This is a genomic window from Polaromonas sp. A23 (assembly GCF_002001015.1).
Taxonomy (GTDB): domain Bacteria; phylum Pseudomonadota; class Gammaproteobacteria; order Burkholderiales; family Burkholderiaceae_C; genus Polaromonas.
This window is the reverse complement of record NZ_MUNO01000045.1, coordinates 282,618-296,135: the sequence shown is the minus strand read 5'-3', so window position 1 is coordinate 296,135 and position 13,518 is coordinate 282,618. Positions and strand designations below refer to the sequence as shown.

Below are 13,518 nucleotides of genomic sequence, written 5' to 3'. Positions count from 1 at the left end.
TCCACTATGGAAAGACAGGTCGCAGGCACGGATGGCGGTGCCCGGCAGCCACCGGCATGACAAAGGACAGACGATGAAAAAATTGCAGCTCCCCGGCATTCAGATGCTGGCCTTGGTGCTGGGGCTGGCACTCAGCGCGGGTTCGGCGCGCGCCGCCACGGCCGTCGAGGTACCCGTGGTGCAGATCCGCGCGCAGGCGGTGCCCACCGGCTTCGAGCTCGACGGTGTGGTCCAGCCGGTGCAGCAAAGCACCTTGTCGGCGCAGGCGTCGGGGCGGGTGGCATCGCTGCTGGTGAAGGCGGGTGACCGTGTCCGCGCCGGACAGTTGCTGGCCACCATCGATGACCGGGAGACCCAGACCGGTGTCCAGCGCAGCCAGGCACAGGTGGCGCAGGCTGAAGCGGAATTGCGCAATGCGCGGGCGAACGCCGAGCGCTCGCGGGAACTGCAGGCCATGGGTTTTGTCAGCAAGGCCGCGCTGGATACCGCCAATACCCAGCTCAGCGCCGCACAGGCCGGACGCGACCAGGCCGTCGCCGGAGGTCGTCAATCGGCGCTGGCGCAGGGCTTCACGCGCGTGACCGCACCTTACGACGGCTGGGTGTTGCAGACCCTGAGCGAAGCCGGCGACCTCGCATTGCCCGGTACGCCCCTGTTGACGCTGTACGCGCCCCTGCCTTTGCGTGCGGTGGTGCAGGTGCCGGCGTCGCTGGGTGAGATCGCCCGTTCGGCGAGTCGGGTGGATATCCAGATTCCGGCCGGAAAGTCCGCGTCGCCGCAATGGCTGGTGCCGGTAGCACGCAGCGTCCTGCCGTCGGCAGACCCGGTGTCCCAGACCATCGAATGGCGGCTGGAACTGCCAACGGCCGGTGCGGGCGGCTTGGTGCCCGGTCAGCAGGTGCGTGTGCGTTTTGTCGGTGGCGCTTCGGACCGCATGGTGGTTCCGGCCGCCGCAGTGATGCGGCGCGGAGAGTTGACGGCCGTGTACGTGGCGGCGGGCCAGCGCTTTGCCCTCCGGGCCGTCCGTCTCGGCACCGACCATGGAATGGCGGGTGTGGAAGTGCTGGCTGGCCTGTCCGCCGGTGACAGCGTGGCGCTGGACCCGGTGCGCGCCGGCCTGTCCGGTGCCCGTCCACAGGCCGCTGCGCGCTGAGATGGCCATGAACGATCCCACATCTTCCGGCTCCACCCGCCTTGGCGCCTCGGGACGCATGGCGGCGGCCTTCCAGGCCAATGCGATCACGCCGCTGCTGGCGCTGGTGGCCTTGCTGCTGGGGCTGTTCGCCGTGCTGGTTACACCGCGCGAGGAAGAGCCGCAGATCAACGTGACCATGGCCAACGTGCTGATTCCCTTCCCGGGGGCCAGCAGCGAAAACGTGCAGAACATGGTGGCCCGGCCTGCCGAGCAGGTGCTCAGCCAGATTGCAGGCATTGAACACACCTATTCGGTGGCCCGCCCCGGCCTGGCCGTGCTGACGGTGCAATTCAAGGTGGGCGTGCCGCGCACCGAGGCGCTGGTGCGCCTGTATGACGTGCTCAACGCCAACCAGGACTGGCTGCCGCGTGACCTGGGCACACTCGCGCCCATCGTCAAGCCCAAGGGCATCGACGACGTGCCCGTGCTGGCCGTCACGCTCTGGAGCGCGGACGCACTCGCCGCGACTGATCTGGAGCGGGTGGCCAGCACGCTGGAGATGGAACTCAAACGTGTGCTGGGCGCGCGCGAGGTGCAGACCCTGGGCGGCCCGGGCCGCGCCGTGCATGTATGGCTGGACCCGGTGCGCCTGCGCGAACGCGGGGTCGATGTGCTGGGGCTCAAACAGACCTTGGCGGCGGCCAATTTCGGCATGCCCTCGGGTTCGGTGCTGGATCCTTCGCGGCAGCCGGCCCAGATGCTCAGCGTTGAAACCGGCGAATTTCTTTCGTCGGCCGAAGACATCGGCTCCCTGGTCGTGGGCGTCAGCAAGGGCAAGCCGGTCTATCTCAGCGAAGTGGCCCGCATCGAGGCTGGCGCCAAGCTGCCACAGCGTTATGTGTGGTTCACGCCGGGCGCAGCCGGGGCAGATGGCGGCACGGATGCCGCGCCGCAGCCGGCAGCGGGGCAGGTCTATCCGGCAGTGACCCTGACGGTGACCAAGAAGCCCGGCGAAAACGCCGTGGATGTGGCGCGTGCAGCCAACGCCCGGCTGGAGGCACTGCGCAACACGGTGATCCCGGCCAATATCCAGACCACCGTCACGCGTGACTATGGCGAAACCGCCGCAGAAAAAGCCAACAAGCTGATCCAGAAGCTGGCCTTTGCCACGGGCTCGGTGATTTTGCTGGTGGGCTTCGCCCTGGGCCGCCGGGAGGCCGTGATCGTCGGCGCTGCCGTCATCCTGACGCTGATGGCCACGCTGTTTGCCAGCTGGGCCTGGGGCTTCACGCTGAACCGCGTGTCGCTGTTTGCACTGATTTTTTCCATCGGCATCCTGGTGGATGACGCGATTGTGGTGGTGGAGAACATCCACCGCCACCAGCAGCTCTATCCGGAGAAGTCGCTGGCCGCCATCATTCCCGGCGCGGTTGACGAGGTTGGCGGCCCGACCATCCTGGCCACCCTCACAGTCATTGCCGCGCTGCTGCCCATGGCTTTTGTGAGCGGACTGATGGGCCCTTACATGAGCCCGATCCCGATCAACTCCAGCCTCGGCATGGCGATTTCGCTGGCCATTGCTTTCACGGTCACGCCCTGGCTCGCGCTCAAACTCATGAAGCCGCACGGCGCCGGGCACGGCCATGAGGCCGCGGCGACGTCCGGCGGGCTGGGCCCCAAGCTGCAGCGCTTTTTCACGCGCATCCTCACGCCCCTGCTCGACAGCGCGCGTAAACGCTGGTTGTTGCTGGCCGGCATCCTGGTTGCCTTGCTGCTGTCGGTTGGCCTGACCATGGTGCAGTGGGTGGTGCTCAAGATGCTGCCCTTTGACAACAAGAGCGAGTTCCAGGTGGTGGTGGACATGCCGGCCGGCACGCCGCTGGAAAACACCGCTGCGGCACTGCACGAGCTGGGCGCTTTCCTGGCGCAGCAGCCCGAGGTGCGCGACCTGCAGGGCTATGCCGGTACGGCCAGCCCGATCACCTTCAACGGCCTGGTGCGCCAGTATTACCTGCGCGCCGAGGCCGAACAGGGCGACCTGCAGATCAACCTGGTGGACAAGGCACACCGCAGTGACAAGAGTCACGCGATTGCCCAGCGCCTGCGCCCGGAGCTGGAAAAAATCGGCGCGCGCCATCAGGCCCGTGTCAAGGTGGTGGAAGTGCCGCCCGGCCCTCCGGTCATGAGCCCTCTGGTGGCCGAGGTCTACGGTCCGGACGAGGCCGGCCGTCAGGCACTGGCGCGGCGCATTGCCGCTGCCTTTGCGGCCACGCCCGACATCGTGGGCATCGACACCTCGCTCAAGGAAGACGCGCCGCGCGCCTACCTCACGGTGCACCGCCAGCGTGCCGAGTCGCTGGGCATTCCGGTGGCGGCCATTGCGCAGACGGTGCACGGCGCGCTTTCGGGTGCAGACGCTGCCTGGTTGCACGACGGCCAGTCCAAGTACCCGGTGCCAGTTCGTCTGCAACTGCCGCTGGACAGCCAGGTCGGACTTGATGCCCTGCTGGCCCTGCCCATGAAAGCCGCGAATGGCCGTATGGTGCCCTTGTCCGAGCTGGTGCAGGTGGAGCGCGGCGTGATCAACAAGCCGCTGTTCACCAAAGACCTGCAACCGGTCAGTTATGTGTTCGGCGACATGGCCGGCAAGCTCGACTCGCCGCTCTACGGCCTGTTCGGAATCCGGCCCAAGCTGGCGCAGGCGGCCCTGCCCAACACCGGGGAACTGGGCGAATACTGGATCCACCAGCCCTCGGATCCCTACCGCGAGTACGCCATCAAGTGGGACGGCGAATCGCAGATCACCTACGAAACTTTCCGCGATATGGGCACCGCCTACGGTGTGGGCCTGATCCTGATCTACCTGCTGGTGGTGGCGCAGTTCAGGAGTTACCTGGCGCCGCTGGTGATCATGGCGCCCATTCCGCTGACCATCATCGGCGTGATGCCGGGGCACGCGCTGCTCAATGCCCAGTTCACGGCCACCAGCATGATCGGCATGATCGCGCTGGCGGGCATCATCGTGCGCAACTCCATCCTGCTGGTTGACTTCATCGAGCTGCAGGTCGCGCAGGGCATGGCATTCAAGGAGGCCGTGGTGAGCTCGGCCGCCGTGCGCGCGCAGCCGATTGCGTTGACCGGCCTGGCCGCCATGATTGGCGCCTTTTTCATCCTGGACGACCCTATCTTCAACGGCCTGGCCATTGCGCTGATCTTCGGCATCCTGGTATCCACGCTGCTGACGCTGGTGGTCATTCCGGTTCTCTATTTCGCGCTGTACCAGCACCGGGTGGCCCCGCCGGCTGCGCGCGTTGAAGCCTGAGCGACGGACTGACTTTCAACCTGAACCAAGGAGACATGACATGGCCAACATCATCATCATGGGCGCCGGGATAGGCGGCATGCCGGCTGCCTACGAGCTGCGGGAACTGCTGCCCCCCGAGCACAAGATCACGGTGGTCAGCGCGGTGGACTATTTCCAGTTCGTGCCCTCCAACCCCTGGGTGGCGGTGGGCTGGCGCAAGCGGGATGACATCGTGCTGAAGATCGCCCCCCTGCTGGAGCGCAAGGGCATCGCCTTTGTGCCCAGGGCCGTCACCACCATCGACGCCGAGGCCAGGCGCCTCACGCTGGAAGGCGGCGACAGCCTGGACTACGACTATCTGGTGATCACCACCGGGCCCAAGCTCAGCTTTGACGAGGTTCCCGGTGCCGGCCCCCATGGCGGACACACCCATTCCGTGTGTACCGTGACGCACGCCGAAGCGTTCTGGGCGGAGTACCAGGACTTCCTCAAGAACCCCGGCCCGGTTGTCATTGGCGCCATGCCGATGGCCAGCTGTTTCGGTCCGGCCTACGAATTCGCCTTCATCCTCGACGCCGACCTGCGCAAGCGCAAGCTGCGCCACCTGGTGCCCATCACCTTTGTGACCAGCGAGCCCTACATCGGCCACCTGGGCCTGGGCGGTGTCGGCGACAGCAAGTCCATGATGGAGTCGGAGATGCGCGGCCACGACATGAAGTGGATCACCAACGCCAGGACCACGCGTGTCGAGGACGGGAAAATGTTTGTCACGCAGGTCGATGAGCTCGGTAATGTGTACAAGGAGCATGAAGTCCCGTTCAAGCTGTCCATGATGCTGCCGGCCTTCAAGGGCGTGGACGCGGTGGCGGCGGTGCCGGGGCTGTGCAACCCGCGCGGTTTTGTGCTGATCGATGAACACCAGCGCAGCAAGGCCTGGCCCAACATCTTTGCGGCTGGCGTCTGCGTGGCAATCCCGCCGGTGGAGGTCACGCCCGTGCCGACGGGCGCGCCCAAGACCGGTTACATGATAGAGACCATGGTGACCGCGATCACCCACAACATCGCCGACGAAATTGCCGGCCGGCCGGTGCAGGCCAAGGCCACCTGGAACGCGATCTGCCTGGCCGACATGGGCGACACGGGCGCGGCCTTTGTGGCCCTGCCGCAGATACCGCCGCGCAACGTGAACTGGTTCAAGAAGGGCAAATGGGTGCACCTGGCCAAGATCGCGTTCGAGAAGTATTTCATCCGGAAGATGAAGACCGGCAATTCGGAGCCGGTGTATGAGAAGTACGTGCTCAAGCTCCTGGGCATCGTGCGCCTGAAATAGAACCAACCTTTTTTAACCCTCTGGAGAATTTCATGACCGTCGAACGTTACATCCGCATCATTGCCGGCCTGTTCATCCTGGTGTCTCTCGCGCTCGGTGTCGAGGGCAGCCCGGTGTTCGTAAGCAAGTGGGCCCTGGCCTTCACCGCCTTTGTGGGGGCCAACTTGTTCCAATTTGGTTTCACCAACGTCTGTCCGCTCGGCTTCATCCTGAAGAAGCTGGGCGTGCCCGAGTCCAAGCTGCCCTGCGGCGCCTGAGCATGAGCGACACCCTTGTCCAAGTCAGCCTGGTTCAGCAACACGACTACCGGTTTGACATTCACTTCGGTGGCGACATTCCGGTATTGACCGGCGATGAACCGGCACCGCTGGGGACGGGTCTCGGGCCCTCGCCGGTGCAGCTTCTCAGCGCGGCCGTCGGCAATTGCCTGAGCGATTCGCTGCTGTTTGCGCTGCGCAAGTTCAAGCAGGCCCCGGAGCCGATACGTTGCGACATCACCTCGCAGGTGGGCCGCAACCCGGAAGGGCATCTGCGTGTGCTGGCCATGACCGCGCAATTGACGCTGGGTGTGCCGGCGGCCTCGCTGCAGCACCTGGACCGCGTGCTCGAGCAGTTCGAGGCGTTCTGCACGGTCACCCAGAGTGTGGGGAAGGGCATTCCGATCACCATCGAAATTTCAGACAGTATCGGCCAGCGCCTGAAATAGGTATCAAAACGCTTGCTGGCCCTTGTATGGAAAGGAGATTTAGCTATTAAAAACATAGTAGATCATCGACGGCTTGTCCGTCGATGATCGAATTCCCGAAGCGCAGTGTTCCCTCCGTCAACATGGAAAATTCCTATGAACCAAGCCTTGACTCTTCCCTCGCATCCCACATCTCCGGCTACCACTGATCACCCCACCGGTCAGGGTGCGCCTGATGCCGCACGCCGCCAGATCGTGCTGATCACCGCGGCAACTGCTGGTGTTGGTGTTGCCGCCGTTGCCGTTCCCCTGGTATCCAGCCTTGCCCCCAGTGAGCGAGCGCGTGCCATGGGTGCCAGCGTGGAGGTTGATATTTCCGACATACCGCCCGGCGGCATCAAGACGGTGGAATGGCGCGGCAAGCCCGTGTGGATCATGCGCCGTACGCCGGACATGCTGGCGGGCCTGGCCGGGCTGGATGCAGGCCTGGCCGATCCGGACTCCGGAAAAGACCAGCAACCCGACTACGCGCGCAACCCGCAGCGCTCCATCAAACCCGAGGTGTTTGTGGGTGTGGGCATATGCACTCACCTGGGGTGTTCACCCAACCAGGTGCCTGCCGGTACCGGAAACCCAAGCCTGGGCGCGGACTGGTCGGGTGGTTTTTTCTGTCCTTGCCATGGTTCCACGTTTGATCTGGCGGGGCGGGTGTTCAAGAACAAGCCTGCACCGACGAACCTGGAGGTGCCGCCGCACCGGTACATCGCAGATGGCACGCTGCTGATCGGCGAGGACGCTGACAGCGCTGCCTGATTCAGTCAAAAGTGACCTGAGTCCCTATGGACAGTGCGCTATAAGCTATGAAAACAGGAGCGGCTCGGGTGTGCTGCGAGTCACTTCTTCTCGTGCGTATCAAGCGCGGCAAGCCCGGACCGCAAAGCCTGCAGGCCTTCGCGATAGGCTGGCGCGTCTCCATAGTCGGTGAAGTTGCTGTAGTAGGGGTGGGCATGGAGCACGCGTCTCGCGTGTTTGATGGGGCACCAGTACTGTTCAGTGCGGCCCACCACTTCCCGGAGGTATGCAGCCAGGCCGCTGGCGTAGGAGCAATAGGCGCAATTGATTTTCTCCAGCAGGTTCAGGTAAGCCAGATGGGTCCGGTCAAACACCAGGTAGTCACGCCTGCGGATGCGTGTGATGCCGTACAGCGGAAAACAGGTGTATTGGTAGATGATCAGGAACAGGTCCAGTATCAGTAGCGGAAAAATAAGGGAGTAGATGACTGGAGCGCTAACCGCATGGCGCCAGTCCGCGCCCAGGATATAGGCGGCCAGTCCGATTTTGAAGCGGCGTTGCTGTTCAAGGACTTCTTGCTCGAAACGGATGCGCCGGTCCTCGAAATCGGCGTTGAGGGCCAGCCGGCGGCGCCTGAGTTCCTGCTCCATGTCCTCCTCAAGCTGGCGGACGCGCTCTATCAGTTCGCCGATTTTTTCGTTCATGCAAATTCTCCCGCGCGCCGCGTCATGAGGTGTCCGTCGGATAACCCACCGTTTGCGACAGCAGAACCTGCTGGTCGTGTGTCAGCCCCAGGGCATCGGCGATGGCACTGCGGTCTATCCAGGCCCGGATCACCGTCGCCAGGCCGGTGCTGGCCGCAAACAGATAGACGTTCTGTGTGATGGCGCCGGCCGCCACATGCGCGTAGGCTTCTCGCTGTGCAGCAGGGACCAGTCCCATGCGCGGGTAGTTGGCAACGAAAACAAGATCCAGCGGCGCGGTGTCGACGAAATCCTGGTAGCCGGTCACGCGCCTCAGGTCAGCGCCGGCGACCAGATGCAGCCGGTGGCTGCTGGCGTTGTAGCGGTAGGCACCTGCAGGCAGGGCCACAAAAATGTCAATCTCCTGGGCGTTGAGGGCCGAGGGCGCTGTGCGTCCGCCGTCGGCGCGGTTGACGCCACAGGCTGCCCACAGCAGTCCGGACAGCAGCTCCATCGGCAGAGCGTCCGGCTTGTAGTCGCGGCCGGACTGGCGTTTCGCCAGGGCCTGCATCAGGGGCAGCCCTGCCTTCCTGTCGGGCTGCGGCAGGGTGATCAGGGCATCGGAATTTCCGAGGGCAGGCTGCGGCCGCAACTTGCCCATCATGCCGAGAGCAAGCTTGGTCAGTGTGGTCATGTCTTTTCTCCTTGTTTCCGTTTCCATATCCGGGTGGGTCAGACCGCCTTGGTCATGTAGCCTATCCACGGCCAGTAGGTCAGCGCGAAGATGACCAGCAGCACCATGGCGGCTGCCGTGATCACCAGGCCGGTGCGCACGAAGTCGCGTGCCGTTGCAATATTCCGGCACAGCAGCGATGGGTACAGCGCTTGGTGTGGATGCCATGCTTGCTTTCCTCGGGTGATGAATGAGGTGATCCTGAGCTTCTATTGCGCGCGTTGTCCGAGCCGGCGCAGTTTTGCCAGCCAGCGGCTGCCGTCTGCCGGCTTGAAATCGTCAACCATGCCGACCAGCGTTTCATGCACGGGAGCAATGCCGACAATACCCAGGATGTTGCGCTGGAGCGATTTGACGCTGTGGGCCCTGAAGTACCAGCGGTAGATCAGTGCGGGCATGCCCATGGTCACCACGACCCGGGCCGAGCGATTTTTCAGCCCCTTCTTCGTGAAGGTGGCCTGGCCCGCCTCCTGCTCAAAAGCAAAGTCCGGCCTGGCCACCTGTTCGAGAAAGCCTTTGAGCAGAGCCGGCATGTCGCCCAGCCAGACCGGAAAAAAGAGCACGATGTGTTCGGCCCAGCGGATGTCGGCCTGTGCCTGCTCCAGGTCAGCAGGCAGGGCGCTGCCTTCCCAGGCCTGCTGGCTGCGCAGCAAGGGAAAATCCAGTTCGGCAACCTTGATACAGCGCACGAGATGTCCCGCTTCTTCGGCGCCCGCCGTGTAGGAGGCAGCCAGCGCATGGCACAGGTGGGGTCGGGTCGCATCGGGGTGGCCCTGGATCAGGACAATGCGTTTGGGGCTCATGGGGCAGGCTCCGTGGCGGCCCGAAGCTGACGCACGGCACGGGCGAGCAGCGAAGCCATGCGTATCGCGTTGGTGGGATGGACAACCGTGTCGCAGCTCACCACACGTGTGACGCCGGCTGCAAGCAGCTCACGTTGTGCATCGCTGTCAAGAAGCGCGTGCACGGCGATGCAAAGGGGTGCGCCCAGGCCTGCTTTGATCAGAAGCCTTGTTGCTGCCAGCATGGTGTGGCCTGTGGAGATGATGTCGTCGAGCAGCACCGGCGTTCGCCCGGGCCAGCGTTCGCGGCTCGCCAGGCGGACACCCACGTTACGGTCACCACGGCGCGTTTTGGCCAGCACCGTCCAGGGGGCGCCGGACAATCTTGCCACTTCGGCGACCCACTGTTCGCTCTCCTGGTCCGGCCCGATCAGCCAGGGCACTTCCACGTGGCTGCGTAGCCAGCGCGCGATCATGGGTGCGGCCGGTACCACCTGTGTGCGGAGGGTGTAAATCTCGTCCAGGCTGTGGATGCGGTGCAGATGCGGGTCCACGGTCACCAGAAAATCCAGCGAAGCAGACAGCAACCGGGCATAGCTGCGTGAAGTCACGGCCTCACCGGGCTGGAAGCGTTTGTCCTGCCGCATGTAGGCCAGGTAGGGTGCAACCAGCCCTACCTGCCGTGCGCCCAGCTCGCGCGCCGCGTCGGCGGCAAAAATCAGTGGCAGGGTCTTGCCGTCGGGCTGGTCTAGGCTGCCGGCCAGCACGACGCAGCGGCCTTTGACCGGCGCGTCAATGCGCACGCCGGTTTCACCATCGGGGAAATGGTGCAACTGCAGTTCGGCGTGTTCGCAGTGCAGACGGCTGGCCAGGCCGGCCGCCAGATCTGCAGCGCCGGGCAGGGCCAGGACCAGCATCAGGCTTCCTCCATCACATGGACGGCGCCAGGCTGCGTGGTGGCGTATTCCAGGGCATAAGCCAGCTCGCCCGGTGTGGCCGCATGCAGCGTGAACAGCGGGTCCCCGCGTTCGACCACCGTACCGAGCCGCACGTTCATGTCGATGCCCGCACACGCCGCAGTGGGCGCGCCGGCGAGTTTGGCAATACGCGCCAGGCGCCGGTTGTCGATGGCAATCACGGTGCCACCATGCAGGGTTGTCACCGGCTGTTGGTAGGCAGCCACCGGAGGTTCGCGCAGGCCACCCTGTGCTTCGCAGATGTCCTGAAATTTCTGCCAGGCGCGGCCGTCCTCCAGCACCGACGTTGCCTGGGCGAGGCCGGCGCCGGCTTGCGCGGCACCTCCGAACTCAAGAATCTGTCCGGCCAGCTCAAGAGCGCGCAAGGCAAGATCGTCCGGAGCCTGCGCCTCGCGGCGCAGCACGGCCAGCACATCGCGTGCCTCCAGCGCAGGGCCTATGCCCCGGCCCACGGGAGCCACACCATCGGTTTGCACCACGCGCACCTGCAGGCCCAGCGCCTGCCCGACTTGCTCAAGCTGCCGTCCCAACTGGTGCGCGGCATGTGCGCTGCGGACCTTGGCGGTCAGCCCGACCGGCATGTCGATCAGCACATGGGTGGCTCCGGCCGCAGCTTTCTTGGACAGGACCGAAGCGACGAGTTGCCCCTGGCTGTCCAGGTCCAGCGGGCGCTCGACCCGGATGAGGATGTCGTCCGCCGGACTGAGCCGCACGGCGCCGCCCCAAACAATGCAGCCGCCGGTGCGGCCCACCACGCGGCGGATCTGCGCGACGTCCAGGTCCACCGGCGCCAGCGTTTCCATGGTATCGGCGGTGCCGGCGGGCGAGGTGATGGCGCGCGACGAGGTCTTGGGCATGCGCAGCCCGCAGGCCGCGATGATGGGAACAATGATCATGGTGGTGCGGTTACCGGGCAGCCCGCCCACGCAGTGCTTGTCCATGACCAGGCCCTTGCCCCAGCTCATGCGCTCACCCACATTGACCATGGCGCGAGTCAGTGCGATGGTTTCGTTCATGTCCAGATGGTCGCCCGCGCAGGCGGTGACGAAGGCCGCGAGCTGCAGATCCGAGTAACGTCCGGCTGCCACGTCCCCGATCACCGCATCAATGGCGGCCTGACCCAGGCGACGTCCGTAGACCTTGGCACGCACATGGCTCAGTGATTCAAGTGGCGCTGGATGGTGCAGCGAAACCTCTTCACCCGGCCGCGCGTGGAGCAAGCGCCAGGCCGCTTCGGACAGACCGGCCTCTTCAGGCGACAGAAAGTCCCCGCTCACCACATTGAGCGTGGCCACGATGGTGTGGCCATTGAGCCGCAGTTCCACACGAGACCGCGCTTCGAACCCTTCCGAATGGCAGACGGGGCAATCGCGGTGCATGTACAGCACCGGTTCCTGGTAGGTGTCGATACCCAGCCGGCGCAGGCGCAGGCGGTTGACAGTGGGCGGAGATGGGGTTGGCATGAAGATCCTTCGCGCCACTGTAGGCAGGACGGACATGCCCGGCCTTGACAAAACGCAAGCCCGGCAGGGGATGTTTGCGGGACTCGCATGTCCCGGGGCTTTCAGGACGGTGGGCCAGGCGCTACGGTTCGCAAAAACGGCAGTTCGTCGTCAGCCAGCGCTTCGGTGCCAGGTCGCAATTGCTCCAGTACGGCAAAGTTGGCTTCAGATGCGTCACCCCGGCGGGCCAGCAGGCGCTGGCGTAACACAGGCAGGGGCGCTTCGCAGTGCACGATGGAAAACGGTACACCCAGGTCCCGGGCCAGGGCATGTGCCTGGTCCCGTTCGGCGCGATGCGGGAAGGCTGCGTCCAGGATCACCGGGAAGCCTGCCTGCAATGCCGTGCGCGCCACGCCGAACAACTGCCCATAGGTGCGCGCAGTGACGTTGGCGCCGTAAAGGTCCAACCCCTTGGCACGCGAATCATCCAGCATGCCCAGGCCGTACAGGCGCTTGCGTTCCACGTCCGAGCGCAGCCGGATAGCGCCTTCCTGCTCGAGAAGGCGCTGAGAGACGTAGGTTTTGCCCGACCCCGGGAGGCCGTGCATGATGGACAGCCAGGCAGTGCCCGGTTGTGCCCAGACCAGCGCCACGTCCAGATAGCGGCGGGCTGTATCGTTCCCCGGGTCCCGCAGGTGCGCCACCTGGGCCCGGACCAATGCCCGGTACACGACTGCAAAACGCAGGGCGGGCAGGCTGCCATGGTCACCCGTCCGGTCCAGCCAGGCGTTGAGAAAACGAAAGCACAGGTCGCGTTGTTGGTAGGCCGCGAGGTCCATCACCACAAAGGCCGCGTCATCGAGAACGTCGATCCAGCGCAGTGCCGGGTCGAACTCAATGCAGTCAAATGCCGCCACCCCATCGTCAAGACGAACGATATTGGCCAGGTGCAGGTCGCCATGGCATTCGCGCACACGCCCCTCAGCTTTCCGGGACGCCCACAGGGGAGCCAGCATCCCAGCCTGGGTTTCGATCCAGCTCTGCAGCGCGGCCTGCGCGGCAGCACTTGCAAACGGACGCACCCCCTCCAGTGCGGCCAGCGCATTGCCCCGGCGATGGCCGGTATCGGCAAAGCTGCTTGCGGCATCTGCGTGCGGAGCTTTCCCATGCGCATCGGCCAGCAGCGCGGCGAGTTGGTCGATATCTGTGTTGTTCAGTGTGCGCGCGGCGATCCTTTCGCTGAACAGTGCTCCCGGCGCGAACCGGCGCATGCGCACCGCGTACTCCAGCACCGGTCCGGCTCCGTCGAGTTCGGGTGAGTGGGCTGTACCGGTGATGCGTGTCATACCCAGGTACAGCGAAGGTGCGAGCCGCTGGTTCAGCCGAACTTCCTCTTCGCAGAAATGTTGCCGGGCCTGCAGAGTGCTGTAGTTGACAAAAGGCAGATGCACCGGCTTCTTGATCTTGTAGGCGGTGTCCTTCGCCAGCAGTACCCAGGAAATGTGGGTTTCAATCAGCTGCGCCTGTAGCACAGCAGCCAGCGCGGCCACCAGCGTGCGGGCAGGTTCCGGGGGCTTGTTGTCGGTGGACATGGTCAGGGCTTGCGTACCCGTACCTTGCTGCCTTCGCGGATGGTAGCGGGCGGGTAAACAATC

Annotated in this window: 12 protein-coding genes; 6 read left to right on the top strand and 6 right to left on the bottom strand. The window is 64.7% G+C overall.

The window, feature by feature from the left end; genetic code table 11:
* The first annotated feature begins 73 nt into the window (after window positions 1–73).
* The 6 genes from B0B52_RS20625 to petA all read left to right on the top strand — a co-directional run bounded on the left by B0B52_RS20625 (window position 74) and on the right by petA (window position 7,267).
* Window positions 74–1,153 carry an efflux RND transporter periplasmic adaptor subunit gene (locus B0B52_RS20625; protein WP_077595626.1) on the top strand — a complete coding sequence of 360 codons (1,080 nt, stop codon included), beginning with the start codon at window positions 74–76 and terminating at the stop codon, window positions 1,151–1,153.
* Between the two features lie 7 nt (window positions 1,154–1,160).
* Complete coding sequence (locus B0B52_RS20620) at window positions 1,161–4,457, top strand: efflux RND transporter permease subunit (protein ID WP_077595627.1); 3,297 nt, start codon at window positions 1,161–1,163, stop codon at window positions 4,455–4,457.
* A 40-nt stretch (window positions 4,458–4,497) separates the two neighbouring features.
* Entirely contained in the window at window positions 4,498–5,769 is a 1,272-nt protein-coding gene (locus tag B0B52_RS20615) for an NAD(P)/FAD-dependent oxidoreductase (protein WP_077595535.1), read from the top strand.
* 32 nt (window positions 5,770–5,801) lie between these two features.
* Window positions 5,802–6,026 carry a DUF2892 domain-containing protein gene (locus B0B52_RS20610; protein ID WP_077595534.1) on the top strand — a complete coding sequence of 75 codons (225 nt, stop codon included), beginning with the start codon at window positions 5,802–5,804 and terminating at the stop codon, window positions 6,024–6,026.
* A 2-nt stretch (window positions 6,027–6,028) separates the two neighbouring features.
* Window positions 6,029–6,475, top strand: coding sequence for an OsmC family protein (locus tag B0B52_RS20605; protein WP_077595533.1), 447 nt, complete (start codon window positions 6,029–6,031; stop codon window positions 6,473–6,475).
* A gap of 135 nt (window positions 6,476–6,610) precedes the next feature.
* Window positions 6,611–7,267: a ubiquinol-cytochrome c reductase iron-sulfur subunit gene (petA, locus tag B0B52_RS20600; RefSeq protein ID WP_077595532.1), complete on the top strand. Its 657-nt coding sequence runs from the start codon at window positions 6,611–6,613 to the stop codon at window positions 7,265–7,267.
* Between the two features lie 80 nt (window positions 7,268–7,347).
* On the opposite strand, the gene B0B52_RS20595 is transcribed toward petA, so the two are convergent.
* The 6 genes from B0B52_RS20595 to B0B52_RS20570 form a co-directional block, all read right to left on the bottom strand.
* Window positions 7,348–7,950, bottom strand: coding sequence for a hypothetical protein (locus B0B52_RS20595; protein WP_077595531.1), 603 nt, complete (start codon window positions 7,948–7,950; stop codon window positions 7,348–7,350).
* Between the two features lie 22 nt (window positions 7,951–7,972).
* The gene (locus B0B52_RS20590; protein ID WP_077595530.1) at window positions 7,973–8,623 is read right to left on the bottom strand and encodes a SagB/ThcOx family dehydrogenase; all 651 of its coding nucleotides are present in this window, start codon (window positions 8,621–8,623) and stop codon (window positions 7,973–7,975) included.
* Window positions 8,624–8,871: 248 nt separating this feature from the next.
* The gene (locus B0B52_RS20585) at window positions 8,872–9,465 is read right to left on the bottom strand and encodes an NAD(P)H-dependent oxidoreductase (RefSeq protein ID WP_077595529.1); all 594 of its coding nucleotides are present in this window, start codon (window positions 9,463–9,465) and stop codon (window positions 8,872–8,874) included.
* A complete protein-coding gene (locus B0B52_RS20580) occupies window positions 9,462–10,361 on the bottom strand; it encodes a ribose-phosphate pyrophosphokinase (RefSeq protein ID WP_077595528.1) in 900 nt (299 codons plus the stop codon). The genes B0B52_RS20585 and B0B52_RS20580 overlap by 4 nt, the downstream gene beginning before the upstream one ends.
* Window positions 10,361–11,884, bottom strand: coding sequence for a thymidine phosphorylase family protein (locus B0B52_RS20575; protein ID WP_077595527.1), 1,524 nt, complete (start codon window positions 11,882–11,884; stop codon window positions 10,361–10,363). The genes B0B52_RS20580 and B0B52_RS20575 overlap by 1 nt, the downstream gene beginning before the upstream one ends.
* Window positions 11,885–11,985: 101 nt before the next feature.
* Window positions 11,986–13,455: a bifunctional aminoglycoside phosphotransferase/ATP-binding protein gene (locus tag B0B52_RS20570; protein ID WP_077595526.1), complete on the bottom strand. Its 1,470-nt coding sequence runs from the start codon at window positions 13,453–13,455 to the stop codon at window positions 11,986–11,988.
* Window positions 13,456–13,518: the final 63 nt, after the last annotated feature.